A 16,717-nucleotide genomic window follows, 5' to 3' on the forward strand; every position below is an offset into this window, starting at 1 on the left:
TGTACTTCCCTATTGCAACATTGTGACTGGAGCTCTCAACTAAACTCGATTCGTGATTCGGCCGAGTGAAGAACGGCAACCACAACCGGCGATTGATCTTTACGTCCCGGTTCGAGGATTCGACTGAGCGCAAATCGGACGAGCATGTGGCCACTCTCGAGAAAATACAGTCCGACGTTGACACGGATTCACCATTCGGCTTGCAAAACTCGGACACCACTTTCGGTTTGCGTCAGAGCATTCGCATGTCCACTGAACTTGACCCACTCGATCCAGCGACCGCCCGACAGATGTACCTCGACGAGCGACGCAACGAGCTCGCTGTTGCGACGATTCAGTCCCACGGGTACCGACTCCAGCAGTTTGTCGACTGGTGCAACCAGGACGGCATCGAGAACCTGAACGAACTCTCCGGGCGAGACGTGCATCGCTTCCGCGTCGACCGACGGAACGAGGACGACCTCGCCACCGCGACCATGAAGGGCCAGCTCGCAACGCTACGGATCTTCCTGAGATTCTGTGCGAGCGTCGACGGGGTCGAGCCCGGGATGGACGAAAAGATCATTCTCCCGCGGACGACGGCGGAGGATGCCCGTGACGAACTCGTCAATCCCGACCGTGCCAGACAGATCCTCGAGCACCTCGATCGATACCGATACGCCACGCTGGAACATGCACTGCTTTCGGTCCTCTGGCACACAGGGCTGCGGATCGGTGCGGCGATCAGTCTCGACGTGGAGGACTACGATTCCGGCGAGCAGTACCTGGATCTGGTCCACCGTCCTGCGGATGGGACGCCGTTGAAGAACGGCGCACATAGCGAGCGTTTCGTCGCCCTGTCCGAGCGAGTCTGTACTGTCCTCGACGACTGGCTCGAGGTGAACCATCCGGGTGTCGAGGACGATTACGGGCGATTGCCGCTGTTCGCGACGCGACGGGCTCGACTGAGCAAGAACCGCGGACGGACGATCGCCTACCAGTACACTCGCCCGTGCGTCTACTCGAACGAGTGCCCACACGACCGAGACGAGGAGACTTGCGAGGCTCTCTCGACTGCCCGCGCGTACGCCTGTCCGTCGGCGATGAGCCCACACCCGTTCCGTCGCGGGGCGATCACGTACCACTTGCAGCAGGACACGCCGGAGAAGGTCGTGAGCGATCGGATGGACGTGGGTATGGACGTGCTGGAACGCCATTACGACCAGCGATCGGCGAAAGACAAACTACGTCAGCGGCGCCGCTACCTTCCAGACGACTAACTCAGTCACAATCGATCGCCGTGTGTGATTTCACTGTCCTCGTCGTCGGTCGATTATACTCTCTGTCGATGCTCGATTCTGTAAACTTCTAGCACCGGTTTTGCGTACGAGGAAGCAGGTGAGCCGATAGTTGTCGATCCGCCGTTTCCAATCTAGTCTGGGGTGTCACAGGACTGTGGCACATTTGGGCTGTGGAGGTAAGTACGAGGACTGAAATAGCGAATTGTCCAGGCACCTGCCTGATATCGGTCACCATCTGGTTGCTGAATATAGAGTGTGTATGTATCATAGGAATCGAGGCATTGTTTAGAGAGCGAAGAGAGTCGTGAAGTAACCGATTAAATATGTAAATATTTTTACTGGATTCAAATATGTCTTAGAGCGGTATCTGGTTCGAAATCCAAGTCTTCCGTAGTTAATAAATATGATGAATATACCAAAAAAATTAAGATAAGATTCTAATTATAGTCTTCAGGAATGATTTTATCAGACAAATTAATGACGGTCGCCCCATGTGGCATATTTCCAGTAAGCTGTGGTTCAGAGATGACAGATCGGATCAATATCTCAAAGACCTCTTCATCTTTATCCTCATCAAATTCTTCTCCCAAGTAGACCATTAGCCGGTCATCTGGTTTTGGCGCATTGAAGCCCTCTACTGAACCGATGTATTCTGGACGATCACTGTCGGCGTAGCGCTTCTGTACGACATTTACATTTTCCTTATTGTATAGTACTATATCGTCGATGCCCCACTTTGATGGCATCCATTCAACCTTAATATCTGACGCACCTGCGATATACATACCGTCTTCTTTAGACTTAATCCGTCCGTCACTACGCCACTCATGGAGTTGCATTCGGAAATCCGTGCTATTGGGGATATAGATAATATCAGGATCATATACGTGATCAAAAGAATTTACAATTATCGAGTCATACGAGAACTCAGATACTTCAAAAGAATCAATTTCACCCTGTTCAGCAGCAGCCCTGATTGAGGATAAAATACTCACGATCTCACCAGTTGTTATCGAGTCAACGAATTGTTGAATTAGCGGCTTCAAAATAACTCCTTCATCTCGGAAGAATCGTTTTGGTAGGTTACTTCGCTTTCCGACTTGTGCAAACTCTTGATGAGAATGGGTCCTCTCATCGTATTCTGTTACATTTGAAACCTCATCCAATTCTGTAGATTCCTCGTAGTTGCTCACGATCTCACGAGCGAATGAATTAACTTCTTCAATTTCAGAGGTCATTGCCAATCCTCCAATGTAATATCTGACCCACCGACTGAAATGGTCTCTTTCATAGCTTTCTCTGCTTTACTATCCATTAGTTCTGCTTGAGACTCAACCATCTCTCTTATAGCTCTCTTTTTACTCAGATTTTCGTCATGATGCTTTTTCCAAATCCAAATCCCGTAGCTACCCATAAAGATTCCAGCAATTCCAGGTACTGCTAAAAACAGAATATGAAGTCCGTCAGATTGTCCTGCAAAAGAGAATGTAGCCGTTAAATACCCAAATACGCCTAAATAGGAGAGTACAAATAATGATGTACCCGTGGAGGTGAAATATTTGTGATATTCGCTATAGTTTATTTGAGCGACACCATTCAGTGCTTTGCTCATCCTACTTATACCGAGCAAACGGAACCACTTTATTATTGTTCTGTCCTTGTCAGCCATCCGAATTAGATTAGTACGCCACGGTCTGACACAGACGATGGCTTTTACGACATTCTTTCCGTCTGTGTGTCAGAATTGTGCCCAAAAGCCGAAATCCAGTATGTACGCTAGATACTTGAGTAGTACCAGTAAAGCAAATCCTTCGTAGGGATACAATGACGCCTCGATATGACTGACGGATATGCGCCCTGTATTCAGCACGACGCTATAGACAGCAACATTTCCTGAGAGAATCTTCAGCGGTCAACTCGCAATCTACCAAATAGGTATTTCAACATGGTTCAGCCAGACGAAACAGCTTGTGAGGGGGTGTATGACCACCCTCTTCCAGTCGGTTATCGGGATCTATATGTTCCTGTCATCAAACCACCTCTCGCAAGGCCCAAATGTCGGTCATTGGGTCCAAATTAGTCGGCTCTGCCCCGCGCTCGGTGAGAATCCCGGTGTGGTACAGCATCGCCTTCAGCTGAAAGACCGTCGGGGAGTGGTAGACTTCGCCGTCTCGCAGCTCTGCCTCGCGGAGGTCGCCGTCCGGCGTCAGTACCCGGCTACGAACGTCGTCGTCACCGCGGAGGAATAACTCCACGGTGAATGCCGGGTGCAGTTCGTGGAGATAGACAACTAGATCGACGAGGCACGGTCGATCGATCCCGTCATCGTGCATCTTCTGGACTTCCTCGACGAGGAGTTGTGTCGCCGGGTAGGCGAACACGATACGGCGGGCCAGATCACCCCAGTCCGGTGCGAGATCGTAGAAGCACTTGGACTTGTGATACCAGTCCTCGAACTCGGTCAGCGCCTCCTCCACGGATCCGTAGCGCGCCTTCGCGAAGCGAACCACCTCGCGCCCCAGCGGCGTCAGTTCAATGCCTGCTGGCTTCGATTCGACGAGGCCGAGAAATGCTGCCCCACGGCGGGCGTCGTCGAACGCCCGAACGACCTTGTGTTCCTTGAGGAGTTGTTCAGTCGGTTCATCGGCGTGATGTGCCAGCGGATAGCCGAGGTAATTCTTCGGGTGGTTCAGCCCGAACGACTTGTCGGCGACCCCCTGGGCGCTGGCTTGAAAGCGGATGGCTGTCGCCTCGTCCGTCGACCGATTGCCGACGACGCGCGGGATCTCCAACGGCTCGACGGTACCGGTCACATCGACGCCCAGGACGCCGACGTTGAGTTCGCGAGCGAGCGTTCGGTCGGTCTGGGAGACGGCGTCGGTCGGGACGGCCACGTACGCCACGTTGGCCTCGTTAAGCCGATCGTAGGCCTGGACAATTCCCCACTGCGTGTCGACCCCGCCATGTTCGGTGACGCCCTTCGCCTCGACGGCGATCAGCGGCGGGTCGTCGCCCAGTCGTTCGACTGCGAGGAGTTCGGACTCGAGGGAACGAACGCCGACGAGATCCGGAAAGCCACTACCGACGCGGACGTGGTTGAACGGTGCCAGCGTCTCCCTCACTGAGGCGTCGACGGTTGTTCCGGCGAGCCACTCCTCGCTGGCGAATTGCGTGTCCACGACAGCGTAGGTATTCTCGTCGTCGGCTTCATCCGGGAACAATCGTCGCTTCGCGTGTGCGAGGACGTGTGGTTCCGAGAGTGAACTCGCCGCGCTTGGCATGCGCCTACCATCGGCGACCAGTGTCATGAAGATTGAGGACGGGACCTGTGGCCAGCGGTAGTTGATCTATCACCGGAGCGGTTCACGATTCCATGGCCAGTCCCCCGACGCCGATTTAAATACACCCAGGCAGTATTTGATCAATGCGAGGCGCGGGAACTCTGAAATGAGGCCGGTGTACATGCACCGACCCCGCGCTTCGTGGAGCACACGAAGCATGCCAGCTAACGAAGCTAGCGGACTTCAGGATTCCGCCGCGAGTGTCGTATCGAGCCAATGGGATGGCCGCATGCGTGCAACGACCAGTTCCTGGAAGTCGGTAGAGGTCGCCTTTCTCGGAGCCCAGCCGCGACAGACTAGGGGGGTGTGCCTGTGATGGACGCGCCAGTTGATAGGGAGCGCGCGACATTGCTCGCCTGTGAGCAATTAGTAGCTGCTCTCGAGTATCCAGGCGACGACTCGTCGAGCGACATGTGCCGTCTAGTAGATTCGGCTTCCGACGTCGCGGCTCCGCTGGAGCGCGGAGAACGGTCGAACAGAGAGGATATCGAACGAGCCCATCAGTACACCGAGCGAGTCCAGGAACGTCTCCAAGAGGTTGTTGATCTTTTCGAGTGGGAGACACCACCGGCCGTCGGGACCGGTGACAGTGCGAGCGATTGTGCTGGCAGTCCTGAACTACTCGAAAACGATGAGCTCGTGGCACTCAGGTCGAATATCGAAGAAGGACTCTCGGTAGCTCAGTACGACGGTGCTAGCAGGGATGCGGCAGCACGAATGCTTGAACTGTATGCTCGGTGGGTCCGTCGAGGACACATCTATCCGCCATCTCGACGCGGCGAGTGGAACCGGGAGTCTCACGAAACGGATCGAGAGAACTGACTGACCGCATCTTGTGAGAGTTAGCCATTCCACGCACTTCTGACCGCGTTTGACCGATCTTCCTTCCGCCTTCGTTTCGTCCGCGGATCGTAATGCTTCCGGATGGTTTTGATCGAAACGTCGAACCGCTCGCTTGCGATCGCGGGTTGGAGACCTCCACTGAGATGGCGGACGATCGCGCCACGACGGATCGCATGTGGGTAGTACGAGTAATCGCAGATGTCCGAATCGGGGTTACAGCTTCCATCGCATGAGCAGTCTTCGGAACTATCTGATCGCCAGCGGCAGCTCGTCGCCTCGTAGACCCGACGACGGAGTGTCGATCGAGTTGCGCGCCCGTGGGTCGTTGCAAAAAGCGGTTCTCGGCCAAACTCGTCCGTCACGTTCGGACGCTCGTGATCGAGATACCACTCGATGGCTTCGACGGCCTGATCGCAGAGTGCGACGTTACGTTCGCCATCGCCTGCTGTGTTCTCGTCTTCGCTCCCGTTCTTTAGTCGGGTTCCACTTTGAGGCCGATGTCTCAGCCGGACCTCGCTGTTGGCGGGATCGAAGTCCCGGATATCTAGCGAGTGCGCACCGCCGAGACGCAAGCCGGCGTTCCAGAGCAGTTCGAGAAGCGCGTGCTTCAGTGAGCCACGCCGCTGGCGACGAAGTTTCCCGAGAATAGTGTTTGCTTGCTCTTCCGGGAGTGCCTCGTCACGGGCCCGCGGATTGAGTCCGAGTTCGTCCTCGTCGAGGATCTGGTAGACTGCGTCCTCACACTGATTGCGCCTGTTGAGCCACCGCAGCCAACTGCGGACGTTCTTCGTATAGGTGAGGATCGTCGAGTCGGTATCGTACTGCCCCTGGAGTTGATCGACGTACGCGTCGATCAGCGCAGTCGAAATACCTGCTGGTGTGGTGACGCCCTCGTTTTTGGCGAATTCGATGAACTTTGGAAGTGTCCGACGATACTGGGCTCTCGTCGCCGGGCTCCGGTCACGTCTCCGTGCGAGGTACCGGTTGTAGAGTTCCTGAAGGGTCGGCACTTCCGACGAATCGGTCTGTCCATCGGCAGTGCGATCGCTTTGGGACAGTTCGAGTACTTTCTCGATCGTTTCTGGATCGTTGACGTCTGCCAGGACGTCGGCAATGGATTCTGTCATCGTTGTTCGAGGATCGTGGACATCGCGTACTGCCAGATGTCGTGGGGAACGACTGGTCGCGATTCGCCGGCCGATTCAGGTGAACTGCTCTCACTCATCTGCTTGATCGAACGACGCAAAGTAGCGGGACTCACGCGCCCCTGGCGTGTTGAGAAAACTGGCTGTTCACTGTCGCCGTCAAGATCTGGGCGCTCGTATTCGATGTACGTTTCTACGGCGTCAACTGTCGTAGCAGTGAGGCGAGTAACGCGTTCGGTAACCAATCCGGCTACACTCACTAGGTGGGTGTCGGGAACACCTACGGTCACAGAACTGCGCTCGAGGTCAAGATCTGCGAGATCGATCTGTCGAATTTGCTCGGGCCGACCTTTTGTGTCCACAAGGAGCTCGACGTAAGCATGCGCACGGGTTCCGAAGTGACGCTGTCGAAGATTGGCAAGGAAGCGTGGAACCTGATTCTGTTCGTCTTCATTTTTGGTTCCATCGACGAGCTGATCACCCAGCTTCTGAAGTTGTGACTCTGGCGAGGCACATAGCGCCGAAGCGATTTCGTATGTTAGTATCTCTGGATCACGTTCATGGTGGTAAGCGAGCGCGTTTGCTACGGTCGAGATATACCCACGGATCGTGCTCGTGGAACATCCCGACTCAGAAAAGAGATACTGAGCGAATTGGACGACGATGTCGCACTCAGTGACTTCTGGACTGCATGTCTGTTCATCGTACCACTCGTAGAACGTAGATGACTGAGACTTGTGCGATCGGTAGGTCGTAACTGGAACCGCACTGGAGATGCTATCAAGGTAGTTATCCAGTGTCTCATGTAGGTCGTCTTGAGCGCGCGCGCCAGATCGGTCGCAATCTCGGCGGGTCAACTTCCCCACCCCCAATTTCCGCGATAATAGCCTGTTAACTGGCTAAAACCCCAAAAATAGGGAGAAAGATGCGTTGGTTGATAATCGGAGTATTGCTCCGTCCTGACCCTCCGATTCGCTCGACTCGCTGCTGAGCGCTTAGCCACGATATTTGTCTGCAGATTTATCTTTCGTGAGATCGAATTTCCTCGATCATTTCTGGCAAGGATTGGATATTTAGAGAGATGGGGTTCCTCAATCCCAGGCCCAAAATAAGATAATTGATATTCTATGTAATATGTTCTATCAAAATATTTAAGGCGTTTCTGTACCAAGCATCGATTGAATAGATTTGTTACTAATAGCCTCTGTGCAGCACCCATGAAGCAAGTATGATGTTGAAACGCCAGCGTTTCCACAGCAAGCCTAATTTAGGCACTCTGCACAGACCATTTATATAGGTCCGTTAGGTGGAACCACAAGATATAATACAAAACCGCTCTATGACTTATTGCGAGTGGGCAATAGGAAATCTTTCCGAAGCAGAGGTCAAATCATACTTCTACTCGGGATTTTTTAGACAAAAAGATGGTATATAAATATATCTTATGTTTTAGTGACTACGTCGCCCAATTTGAAGAGATTCCGTAAAAACTATTTATGACGGAAAACTTATCTCTGCAGTAAAGTATCAATATTACTATGGTGAGGATTTATCATCCGGTCTCCTTCTATGAGCGACTGGACAATGAACGGACGAGCCGACAGCGAGTCATGTAAAAATGATGATAAAGAAGGCGCGCTCGCTTACGCGCGTGTGAGTGACCCTAAGCAAGTGCGAGAAGGACAAAGTTTGGAAGCTCAAAAGAATTGGACGGCAGAAGAGGCCGAAGCACGTGGACTTGAATTGGTGAATACCTTCAGTGACTCGGCGAAGTCAGGTACTAACTTCGAACGAGAGGGTATACAAAAGGTCAGGGACGAAGCTGAAAAAGAACGCATCTCCTATGTGATCGTAGACGAGCTTGACCGGATCGGGCGGCATGCAGTCGAGACCGTGTACTACGTCTACGAGCTTCGAGAGGACTGTGGTGTCAAAATCATCGTAAACGAAGCGAGAGATGTCCTCGACGTAGCCCAATATCAAGACCTAAGCTATATTATGAATCGCGCATTGGCTTCGCAAGCCAGCGTCGAGACGCAGGCTCGAAGAGCAGAAGCCGGACGGGCCAAAAACTTCACTGAAAAGAAATGGAATTCAGCATTTAAATACGTTCCTATTGGCTACAAAGAAAATGATGACGATAACTGGATCTCGACAGAAGTAACCGAGATAGGTGTCGTCCAGGAGCTGTTTAAAAACTTCATAGGGTCTGATATATCTAGACCATTCGCTGAGACACTCGACAAAACACCCACCCTAACCGAAGACTTTGGCCGGCAAAGACTTCGAAATACTCTTGAACGCCCTCTCTACGTCGGGGAGCCAACCACAGGATTTGTTGATTACACACGTAACGATCAATCTAAAGAAGAGACGACAGTCATCGACAGGTCGCTACGGATCATCAGTGATGAAACTCGTGAAAAAGCTCTTGAGAAGCTTAAAGAAATTGATGAGTATTACACTGATGCCAAAGAAGAAGGAGAAGATGTAGAATCGTTAGTCAGCGAGCACGGCCCAGAACCTGTTGTTGATTGTAGCGAAATCATTCAGGTCCGTTGCCCAGAATGTGATACAGAAATGATGAAGAACGGAATCCGTGAATGGAATGATCACATCGGCCGAAAATACTTGTGTCCGGCCTGTGGGCGACATCGCCTGTTCCCGAAGCAGACTGAGATGGATCAACTAAGGGACCAACCCGAAGACAATTAGTTAATGTATAACGTAATAGGAATGTTTGGAAATAGTCAATTCTGCGTTAATTTATCCAGTCTCGGTATTGCTCAAGGATTCGTTCGACACGACTTGTCTTTCGTTTGTTCTTCATTCTGGTTCGACTGTGGCTTTGATCCCCACTAAATCGCGTTCTAATTGATCTGGCCTCATCGAAGAGATCATCGGAAACAATCCGATACGACTCCTCTTTCCGCTCGATATCTCCTACCGAATATCTGCCGATATATAACTGGTTTCTCAGGGTCGCGCTCAGAGATGCTGTCGTCCAAGATCGATGACCGGATTCCCGTTCGTTTAGCTCTTCGGCGACGTTTGCCATCGATTTCATCTCAACGTATCGTTCGAAGATTCTTCGAACAATAGAGGCTTCAGACTCAACGATTTTCAATCGCCCGTCAGGGGTAGCCTCATACCCGAGTGGTGGGGACGCATTGGGCCATTTGCCTTCCATCGCTCGTGCTGCGTGTCCCATCTTGGTCCGCTGCCGGATCATTTCCCGTTCGAACTCCGCGGTGTTCGCCAGGTTCCGGAAATTGAACTGTCCCGAAGGCGTTGTCGTATCGATTTGTTCAGTGACGCTGTGGAGAGCAACGCCCCATTCTTGGAACTTCTTCTCGAGCTGGACAGCGTGCATAATGCTCCGTGAGAACCGATCGATCTTCCAGAACACCACCACGTCAATTTGCCCGTGCTTCGCCCGGGTCAACATCTCCTGGAACATCGGCCGATCCGTATCTTTCCCGCTCATTGCCTCGTCGCGGTACACGAACGCCACTGTCCAGTCCAGTGCTCGACAGCGGTCGACGCATTGTCGGACCTGTTCGTCTATCGAGTATCCAAGTTGCTGTTTTGTCGTTGATGTCCGCGCGTAGATCGCCGCTCTCTGCTGTGGTCGCTCTTCACCGTCCATATTGCCGGCGTCACGGGGTACGGTGGTGACGGGCGCAAAACTCTGGTTCATGATTTGTTCTCGTCTTGTCCGGACTGATTCGAGGCTCGTCGGCCGTTAACGGCTTCCCGACAGTCCTTTACTCTGAGTCGAATCGTCTCAGTCGTCACTCCCGTGGCAGTCGCGATCTCACGCTGTGTGATCGCTCCTTCCGCAGCGAGGTAGAGTGCGGCTCCTGCGAATGCTCCTGGATGTTTCCCGCAGAGTTGTTTCGCAGGTACGGCCTCGAGTAATTCTTCGGCTACGGATATCGTCGCTTTGTGGATTTCGAGATCTCGGGCGAGGCCACCAAGGTACGTCCGCGGTGGACTTGGTTGACTTCCATAATCCAAGTCTTGCCGGAGTACACGGCAGATGCGACGAAGAGAATCCGAATCGACGTCGGCAATGTCAGCTATCCGGCTGGCCGGAATCGGGTTCTCGCTCTCCTGTCCAGCGACGGTGACACATGCTGTGACGAAGAGCTCCATAGAGCGACCGTCGGTGAGCGTCTCAGTTGCACCGTCGGCGTAGATTTCCGCTGCCCTCTCTCGAGTGGAGGTCGGAACGTCTAAACGACTCCCCAACTCCTCTAAGTACTCGAAAGCACGTGCAATCTGGTACTCTGTACTGTTCGTGACCCGGTGATTTTCTGACCAGCTTTCACGGGCATCTCTGTCTGGTTCAAAATCAGTCAGTGCTTCGTCAAACTCAATTGAGGCGGATACGACGGCCCCGCACTCCTGACAGACCGGATCGAGTCCTTCGATCGACCTATCGACTTCAGTCGAGTCACACGCGGGACAGCGAACGTTGTTCGTCCCTGATGTACTTTGCATGGCCCCCCACGGACCGTTTTCAGACATCTCTACCACCTCCTGAAAGAGTCGGATCGTCTGGCATTGGCCCCGAAAGCGTGGCCAAGATGCCGTTTGATCCGCACTCCTTACAGGCGGGTGCCTGATCAACATCGCCGTCCCAGTCGATCAATCCCACGGCTTTCGTGGTACCACACGCTGGACAGTGCCACTCCTGGCTCCCGTGGCTTTCCGCCAGATCGGGATGTACATGCGCGAGCGTGGGAGTCAGCTTTGCGCCCTGATTGGCTTCCAGATACTCGACGACGCTCTCTCGTGGATATTCGTCGTAAAGGGGAAGGAAACCCTCCGGTCCGAAGCCGTTAGTCTCCGTTTCCCCTTTCCCACACCGCTCGCGATAGTCACAGAACTCACACTCCCAGTCGTACTCGGGTGTCGCAGGCGGTAACTCGTCGTCGAGTCTGTACTGAGTGTGTTCACGGGCCCACTCGAGGACCACATCTTCCCAGAACGCGTCGTCGAATTCGATGTGGAATACCTTGAGGTCCATCGACTTTCGGCCACCGTAGAGGATAACGGCATCGCGAAGGTCGACGTCATACTTCTCGGAGAGACCGACGAGGTACGCGTGTACCTGCGCACGATGGTGACGATTGGGAGAATCCACGTGATCGAGTGATGACTTCGTCTTGACTTCTATCGGGAGAATGGGGACGGAGTCCTCGTCGACGATGACTGGATCCGTGGCCCCCTTGATCCTCACCTCTCCGGCGTCTGTCTCGATGGAGGTGTCGATCCACATCGTGTTCCGGACGTACGTGTTCGGGTCCGTGACCGCGCGTTCGAGGAAAGGGAAGACGATGTCCTCCTCGAAACGCGATCCGAACCAGAAAATTCCATCTGGATCTGGCTGTTCCGCCGGTGCGTTACACTGACGATAGAATACCTTCCGGTGGCACTGGAGGAGCGAGCTCGGACTGTGTCGCTCTGGGTCGGGAACGTGATCTGGTCCGTTGAAGTAGGGCGTCCCGTTCTCGATGTTCTGTCTGTGCTGGCGTTCCCGATACCAGTCCTGGAAGCGATCCGCCGAGATCTCATTGAGAAGGCCGCTGATCGACGGATTTTCGCGATTTGATATGCGTGGTTGTTCTATAGCCATGATGTGCTTGATGACCGGTGTAGTGGGTCACCGTTGGTTCCTAAGATGTCACTAGCCAACTTACTCAATCGCTCATTGTGGTCACCGGTCTCCATCGTCGCTCATCTCTTCCAGGAGTGACTGGAACAGGTCTACTGTCGGCGCGTTCGCATCGAGAAGAACTGCGGCGATCTGGAAGTTCGTCCCTCGGCAGACCGTTTGTCGCTCGGAGTCATAGACGATGATGCCCGCGTCCGATAGTGTTGGAAGATGCGTCTGGGAAAGTGCGTTGTACGCGTTCCGATACGGTTCGCCTGTAGCCTGATCCGCGGGCACGTCCTGCTCAAGACTCGCAATCTTTCGCGCCAGGTCCCTGGTGGTATGGGTAACCTCATCGCTTTCTTGGAGAAACTGGATCACGTATCGTCGCCGAGCTGCCCGGAGCGCATGGTAAAGAGCCGAAAGAAAGTCCTCAATTGTCGTCACGGACAGCATCCACTCCGGATCGTTTTCTCAGATATGCTCCTCTGGCTCTGTTTAGCGTGCCTTGCCTTCTCCGAAGATGTTTCACTTGCCATACGAGATTTGTTAGCACGAAACCGTAAAAATCTACGGTTAAAATATACTAAATACACTTCTATAACCGTATTTGCACCCCCTCTTAGGGTGTTATTTCACCAACTCAGGGCCAGATGCGCCCTCGCGTAGAGTGGATGACGCAAGCTGACGAGCGAATCTTGGAGTTTCTACAGGAGAAAGAGATCGTGGCATCTCCCGCTGTAATCGCTGCGAATATCGATTACACCGGCAAATACGTGTCTAATCGATGCCGAATGCTCGCAGATGCTGGCCTTATTCAGAGAGTCGACGCTTCGAATTACCAGATTACGGACTTTGGTGAGCGATTTTTGGATGGGGACGTTGAAGCAGAGGAACTAGAGGTTCAAGACAGCTAATTTGCCACCGCGGACTGTGATACTTGAGGGGGTGAAACATCATCTCCAGCCCGATGAGTACCACAACCGACTCAATCACAACTGCACGCTAGCTCGAAATATATTGGCCACAGCAAGAAATATGTATTTTTAGTGCGTGGGATGATGTATGGCAGAGAGTTCCCGCGCCGACGGCCCGCCGCCCTTTGACCGGCCGTTTGAAGACGCGGACACGAAACAGCGCGTCTACGGGGCGGTCTTCCATGCACGAGAACCGATGACGGCGGCGGAGATCGCTGAGCGAGCGGACTGCTCTGAGGATGCAGCGCGGGCGCATCTTTCCTTTTACGCCGATCTCGGGATCGTCATCCGCCACGAGGGCCGGCCGGTGAGGTACGAGCGCAATGACGACTACTTCGAGTGGCGGCGAGTGAACGAACTCGCGCGGGAACACACCGTCGAAGAGTTGCAGGCTCGCGTCTCAGAGCTCACCGATCAGCTCGAATCGTACCGTGACGAGTACAACGCTGACTCACCTGCTGACGTCGACGTGCTCGCGTTCGACGCGGACCATGTCGATGACGTGTACGTGGACCTCAGTGATTGGGTTACTGTCGTCGAGGAGCGGCGCCTGCATGAACGCGCTCGACGGAAGGCCACCAGCTCAACGGCGCAGTCTCACAGCTGACGATGGTGCCAGTGGAGGACGGCGCGAGCCCCGCGCCGATCGATCGGGCAGTCTTGCAACAGATGCGGTCTCGATTTCTCGGTAGTCGCCAGATCGACGCCGCTCGTATTCTGGAGGACGAAAAGCTCCACCTGCGCGTCGAATTGTCGAGTGACTACTACCCGAGCCATTCTTCGGTCCGTCTGAAGATCCGTTGGTACCGCAATGACGGCTTCAACATCTACTATCAGGAACAACGAGACGAGGAGACCTGGCAGTACCGATGGGATCGCCATCCGAACGTCCACAATTCGCGAGATCATTTCCATCCACCACCAGTAGCCAGTCGTACTGAGGCCCAGGACGCCGACTGGCCAAATGACCATCGTGAGGTGTGCCGTCTCGTCTTGGATTATATCGAAGAGCGGATTGAAACGCTCTGGGAGTGATATTCTTCGTGCTGTGAACGGAGTGGGGACGAAGCTTCCTCAGGTAGTCGCGAGTAGCCCGACGACGGCGCGGAGGCTGTTACCTGCTCAGATTACTATATCATCCCAAAGAGTGATATTCTCACGTATCGTACGCCCACCCATGCCAGATCCCGCTCCGACGTTCGAGAATGTGAACGAGCGCGCCAAGGAGGACTGGAAACGTGATACCACTCCCTTCGACCGCGTGCGGTCCGTGATGCGCACAGCGTACGATCCCATGACTGCAGCGACTGTCGCGGAGAAATCTCTCACGTCGGAGCAGACGGCTCGCAAGCACCTTCGCTCGCTGGTCGAACACGGCTACGTGACGGAGACAGCCTCGCCTGACTCGAAGGCCACGCTGTATCGACGGGCGAACGATTCACTCGCACTCGAACAGGCGCGGCGTATCCTTGACGAGACGGATGTCGATACGCTCTCGACACGCGTCCTGGAGATGCGCGAACAGCTTCGTGAGTACGGCGAGCGGTTCAACGCGGACTCGCCCGATGGCGCTGTTCGGGCTCACGCGGATATCGACCCGGAGACACTCATGGAATGGCGAACGACGCGGCGAAACCTCGCGTTCGCCGAGGTAGCACTCGCACTCAGTAGCGTCGAAGACGTTTCCGGGGTCGCGGAGGCAGTCTGATGCAATTTGAGAGTGGAAAGGGTGAGTCTCACGCGCTACGAGGATCGATCGACGTGGCGAAACTCGACGCGTTCCGCGATGCGTTCGTGTCTCTCGAACCGATGGCCGCTGGCGCGATTGATGATCGACTTGATCCCCGAGAGCTCCGGCTTACCATCCCGTACGGTATCGGGGATACTGAGGAGACGACATTCACTGTCCGATGGACGACAGTAGGGGACTATAACATCCACTACTCGGATACGTCCGAGCGAAACCTTCGCTGGGATATCCACCCACATGAGTTTTCGACACCATCTGATGACCGGCACTTTCATCCGCCACCGAACGCGTCAAACGACGATGAGGATGTCGAATCCTCTTGTATCGAGGCAAATCGGATTGATCTCGTTGCCAGGGCAGTTCACCTCCTGTGGAGAAGGGCACTCGACGAAGAGTCAGTGGACAGCATCAACGCTGGCACAAACCCACCCTGACGACGGTTCGTGGCACACATCGGGGGCAAGCACTGGGCCAGTCGCCTTGTCCAGCCTGGTGGACACTATTCATTAGCCCACTTCAAGCGGTTCGTCCCGACGATCGAATCCAACAGTCAGCGAGTCACTCTCGACTGATTAAGATACTTTACTCTTGCACAAGAATTTGCAATAATAAGAGTATATATGTATAGTGCCTGTGGGGAGAGAGAACTGAAGACCTTGCTCGCGATTAAGCCGGGCGATACGATCGTTGATGTAGCTCGGAAGATCGACGAGAACCGGGAAACGATTCGTCGGGCCGTCGATCGCCTCGAAGACGAGGGATACGTCGAATACGCCGACGGACTCTCCGTGGTCGATGAGTCTGTACGAGAGGCGGGGATCCAGTTCTTGGCAGCCTCAGCAGGTGTGTCTCCGCCATCGATCTCAAAAGGATACGTCTTACCGCATTTCGCCGGCATGGACTTCGCGTACACAGGCATCGACGCAGTGTATGTCTGGACTCAAGGCGGCTATCAGGTTGCCCGTAGTCCGGACGACTATCCTCTGTTTATCGGCGTGAAGGAAGCGGACCTTACCGAGTGGGAACAATTTTTCGACTTATTCGGAATTCCAGTTTCCCAAGAACGACAGCCGCTCGATGAGAGTGACGAGTCACTCCAAATCGTCCTCGAAACTCGACAGTCTATCGATGCAGAAATGGTTGAGGGCCATCCAGTTATAGCTCTGGAGGAGACAGTTGAGTTCGCTCGCGAGCATTACGCTACTTTCCAGTCGGCTCTTTCGATGCTTGATCGGATGTACGATCAGGTCGATAGCGACGCAGAATATCATCGATAACAGTATTCTATTTTGGTTCGGGAGTCTGTTCAGCCAGTCTGTGCGTTTGTCTGATGAACTCGGGTCTCACTCAGTAGTATCCTCGTCTGCGAGTTCTTCGTTCGCGAATTCATTCAATTTCTGCAGTCGATCATTGAATTCGTCTTCAAAGTCAGTGGCGAGCGCGTCATCGTACAGTTGAAGAGTTCGTCCGAGCCCAATCATCGCAAGCCAGTCTTGGAACTGATCGTTACTCATATCGTCAACAGGTCTACTCAATTCATCAATATTCGAACCAGCTGCCCAGAGATGGAGAAGATTGAGATCGTTGACCATTGCTAAATAGGCGAAGTCTGCGAACGCAGCCTGGACTTCGTGTGATAACTGTTTGTAGGAAACCGAATCATAGGGCTCTGGTGAATCGCTAAACAGCGGCGGCTTCGACCGTCAGAACTAGGGAGAT

19 protein-coding genes are annotated in these 16,717 nt (G+C 53.8%); 9 read left to right on the plus strand and 10 right to left on the minus strand.

Features of this window, described 5'->3' with window-relative positions:
* Positions 1-245: 245 nt before the first annotated feature.
* The gene (locus tag E3374_RS16000; protein ID WP_136689960.1) at positions 246-1,259 is read left to right on the plus strand and encodes a tyrosine-type recombinase/integrase; all 1,014 of its coding nucleotides are present in this window, start codon (positions 246-248) and stop codon (positions 1,257-1,259) included.
* A gap of 458 nt (positions 1,260-1,717) precedes the next feature.
* On the opposite strand, the gene E3374_RS16005 is transcribed toward E3374_RS16000, so the two are convergent.
* The 3 genes from E3374_RS16005 to E3374_RS16015 form a co-directional block, all read right to left on the minus strand.
* Positions 1,718-2,518 carry a hypothetical protein gene (locus E3374_RS16005; protein WP_136689961.1) on the minus strand — a complete coding sequence of 267 codons (801 nt, stop codon included), beginning with the start codon at positions 2,516-2,518 and terminating at the stop codon, positions 1,718-1,720.
* Positions 2,515-2,892 carry a hypothetical protein gene (locus E3374_RS16010; RefSeq protein ID WP_136689962.1) on the minus strand — a complete coding sequence of 126 codons (378 nt, stop codon included), beginning with the start codon at positions 2,890-2,892 and terminating at the stop codon, positions 2,515-2,517. Before E3374_RS16010 ends, E3374_RS16005 begins: the two co-directional genes overlap by 4 nt.
* A gap of 418 nt (positions 2,893-3,310) precedes the next feature.
* Positions 3,311-4,561 carry a hypothetical protein gene (locus tag E3374_RS16015; RefSeq protein WP_136689963.1) on the minus strand — a complete coding sequence of 417 codons (1,251 nt, stop codon included), beginning with the start codon at positions 4,559-4,561 and terminating at the stop codon, positions 3,311-3,313.
* A 375-nt stretch (positions 4,562-4,936) separates the two neighbouring features.
* On the opposite strand from E3374_RS16015, the gene E3374_RS16020 reads away from it, so the two are divergent.
* A complete protein-coding gene (locus tag E3374_RS16020) occupies positions 4,937-5,443 on the plus strand; it encodes a hypothetical protein (protein ID WP_136689964.1) in 507 nt (168 codons plus the stop codon).
* A gap of 20 nt (positions 5,444-5,463) precedes the next feature.
* Here E3374_RS16020 and E3374_RS16025 read toward each other — a convergent pair whose 3' ends face one another.
* Together E3374_RS16025 and E3374_RS16030 are read right to left on the minus strand one after the other, a co-directional pair.
* Complete coding sequence (locus E3374_RS16025; RefSeq protein WP_136689965.1) at positions 5,464-6,591, minus strand: tyrosine-type recombinase/integrase; 1,128 nt, start codon at positions 6,589-6,591, stop codon at positions 5,464-5,466.
* Entirely contained in the window at positions 6,588-7,475 is an 888-nt protein-coding gene (locus E3374_RS16030; protein WP_248299511.1) for a tyrosine-type recombinase/integrase, read from the minus strand. The genes E3374_RS16025 and E3374_RS16030 overlap by 4 nt, the downstream gene beginning before the upstream one ends.
* A 703-nt stretch (positions 7,476-8,178) precedes the next feature.
* Between E3374_RS16030 and E3374_RS16035 the strand changes: the two genes are divergently transcribed.
* Complete coding sequence (locus tag E3374_RS16035; RefSeq protein WP_136689967.1) at positions 8,179-9,324, plus strand: recombinase family protein; 1,146 nt, start codon at positions 8,179-8,181, stop codon at positions 9,322-9,324.
* A gap of 46 nt (positions 9,325-9,370) precedes the next feature.
* Here the strand turns inward: E3374_RS16035 and E3374_RS16040 are convergent, their stop codons facing one another.
* The 4 genes from E3374_RS16040 to E3374_RS16055 form a co-directional block, all read right to left on the minus strand.
* Complete coding sequence (locus tag E3374_RS16040) at positions 9,371-10,258, minus strand: recombinase family protein (protein ID WP_248299512.1); 888 nt, start codon at positions 10,256-10,258, stop codon at positions 9,371-9,373.
* Positions 10,259-10,305: 47 nt separating this feature from the next.
* Entirely contained in the window at positions 10,306-11,142 is an 837-nt protein-coding gene (locus E3374_RS16045) for a transcription initiation factor IIB family protein (protein WP_169051886.1), read from the minus strand.
* The gene (locus E3374_RS16050) at positions 11,135-12,253 is read right to left on the minus strand and encodes a CRISPR-associated protein Cas4 (RefSeq protein WP_136689970.1); all 1,119 of its coding nucleotides are present in this window, start codon (positions 12,251-12,253) and stop codon (positions 11,135-11,137) included. Before E3374_RS16050 ends, E3374_RS16045 begins: the two co-directional genes overlap by 8 nt.
* Before the next feature lie 81 nt (positions 12,254-12,334).
* Positions 12,335-12,727: a DUF7344 domain-containing protein gene (locus tag E3374_RS16055; RefSeq protein ID WP_136689971.1), complete on the minus strand. Its 393-nt coding sequence runs from the start codon at positions 12,725-12,727 to the stop codon at positions 12,335-12,337.
* A 197-nt stretch (positions 12,728-12,924) separates the two neighbouring features.
* On the opposite strand from E3374_RS16055, the gene E3374_RS17785 reads away from it, so the two are divergent.
* The 6 genes from E3374_RS17785 to E3374_RS16085 all read left to right on the plus strand — a co-directional run bounded on the left by E3374_RS17785 (position 12,925) and on the right by E3374_RS16085 (position 16,275).
* Positions 12,925-13,188 (plus strand): MarR family transcriptional regulator, encoded by a 264-nt coding sequence (locus tag E3374_RS17785; RefSeq protein WP_136689972.1) that lies wholly within the window; start codon positions 12,925-12,927, stop codon positions 13,186-13,188.
* A gap of 148 nt (positions 13,189-13,336) precedes the next feature.
* A complete protein-coding gene (locus E3374_RS16065) occupies positions 13,337-13,855 on the plus strand; it encodes a DUF7342 family protein (protein ID WP_136689973.1) in 519 nt (172 codons plus the stop codon).
* A gap of 2 nt (positions 13,856-13,857) precedes the next feature.
* Positions 13,858-14,283, plus strand: coding sequence for a hypothetical protein (locus E3374_RS16070; RefSeq protein WP_136689974.1), 426 nt, complete (start codon positions 13,858-13,860; stop codon positions 14,281-14,283).
* Positions 14,284-14,425: 142 nt separating this feature from the next.
* Positions 14,426-14,956, plus strand: a complete 531-nt coding sequence (locus tag E3374_RS16075; protein WP_136689975.1) for a DUF7342 family protein — start codon at positions 14,426-14,428, stop codon at positions 14,954-14,956.
* 53 nt (positions 14,957-15,009) lie between these two features.
* A complete protein-coding gene (locus E3374_RS16080; protein WP_248299513.1) occupies positions 15,010-15,432 on the plus strand; it encodes a hypothetical protein in 423 nt (140 codons plus the stop codon).
* A gap of 186 nt (positions 15,433-15,618) precedes the next feature.
* Positions 15,619-16,275 (plus strand): helix-turn-helix domain-containing protein, encoded by a 657-nt coding sequence (locus E3374_RS16085; protein WP_136689977.1) that lies wholly within the window; start codon positions 15,619-15,621, stop codon positions 16,273-16,275.
* Positions 16,276-16,341: 66 nt separating this feature from the next.
* Here E3374_RS16085 and E3374_RS16090 read toward each other — a convergent pair whose 3' ends face one another.
* Positions 16,342-16,512 (minus strand): hypothetical protein, encoded by a 171-nt coding sequence (locus tag E3374_RS16090; RefSeq protein WP_211194996.1) that lies wholly within the window; start codon positions 16,510-16,512, stop codon positions 16,342-16,344.
* Between the last annotated feature and the right edge of the window lie 205 nt (positions 16,513-16,717).

Origin of the sequence: Halorhabdus amylolytica (genome assembly GCF_004944975.1) — an archaeon.
GTDB lineage: Archaea > Halobacteriota > Halobacteria > Halobacteriales > Haloarculaceae > Halorhabdus > Halorhabdus amylolytica.

What these genes read in the sequence shown, in the direction of transcription:
- E3374_RS17785 (WP_136689972.1), top strand. Translation starts at nt 12,925, where the DNA reads ATGCGCCCTCGCGTAGAGTGGATGACGCAAGCTGACGAGCGAATCTTG.
- E3374_RS16015 (WP_136689963.1), bottom strand. Translation starts at nt 4,561, where the DNA reads ATGCCAAGCGCGGCGAGTTCACTCTCGGAACCACACGTCCTCGCACAC.
- E3374_RS16025 (WP_136689965.1), bottom strand. Translation starts at nt 6,591, where the DNA reads ATGACAGAATCCATTGCCGACGTCCTGGCAGACGTCAACGATCCAGAA.
- E3374_RS16055 (WP_136689971.1), bottom strand. Translation starts at nt 12,727, where the DNA reads ATGCTGTCCGTGACGACAATTGAGGACTTTCTTTCGGCTCTTTACCAT.
- E3374_RS16085 (WP_136689977.1), top strand. Translation starts at nt 15,619, where the DNA reads ATGTATAGTGCCTGTGGGGAGAGAGAACTGAAGACCTTGCTCGCGATT.
- E3374_RS16070 (WP_136689974.1), top strand. Translation starts at nt 13,858, where the DNA reads ATGGTGCCAGTGGAGGACGGCGCGAGCCCCGCGCCGATCGATCGGGCA.
- E3374_RS16075 (WP_136689975.1), top strand. Translation starts at nt 14,426, where the DNA reads ATGCCAGATCCCGCTCCGACGTTCGAGAATGTGAACGAGCGCGCCAAG.
- E3374_RS16005 (WP_136689961.1), bottom strand. Translation starts at nt 2,518, where the DNA reads ATGACCTCTGAAATTGAAGAAGTTAATTCATTCGCTCGTGAGATCGTG.
- E3374_RS16050 (WP_136689970.1), bottom strand. Translation starts at nt 12,253, where the DNA reads ATGGCTATAGAACAACCACGCATATCAAATCGCGAAAATCCGTCGATC.
- E3374_RS16000 (WP_136689960.1), top strand. Translation starts at nt 246, where the DNA reads ATGTCCACTGAACTTGACCCACTCGATCCAGCGACCGCCCGACAGATG.
- E3374_RS16065 (WP_136689973.1), top strand. Translation starts at nt 13,337, where the DNA reads ATGGCAGAGAGTTCCCGCGCCGACGGCCCGCCGCCCTTTGACCGGCCG.
- E3374_RS16045 (WP_169051886.1), bottom strand. Translation starts at nt 11,142, where the DNA reads ATGTCTGAAAACGGTCCGTGGGGGGCCATGCAAAGTACATCAGGGACG.
- E3374_RS16040 (WP_248299512.1), bottom strand. Translation starts at nt 10,258, where the DNA reads ATGGACGGTGAAGAGCGACCACAGCAGAGAGCGGCGATCTACGCGCGG.
- E3374_RS16035 (WP_136689967.1), top strand. Translation starts at nt 8,179, where the DNA reads ATGAGCGACTGGACAATGAACGGACGAGCCGACAGCGAGTCATGTAAA.
- E3374_RS16090 (WP_211194996.1), bottom strand. Translation starts at nt 16,512, where the DNA reads ATGAGTAACGATCAGTTCCAAGACTGGCTTGCGATGATTGGGCTCGGA.
- E3374_RS16010 (WP_136689962.1), bottom strand. Translation starts at nt 2,892, where the DNA reads ATGAGCAAAGCACTGAATGGTGTCGCTCAAATAAACTATAGCGAATAT.
- E3374_RS16020 (WP_136689964.1), top strand. Translation starts at nt 4,937, where the DNA reads ATGGACGCGCCAGTTGATAGGGAGCGCGCGACATTGCTCGCCTGTGAG.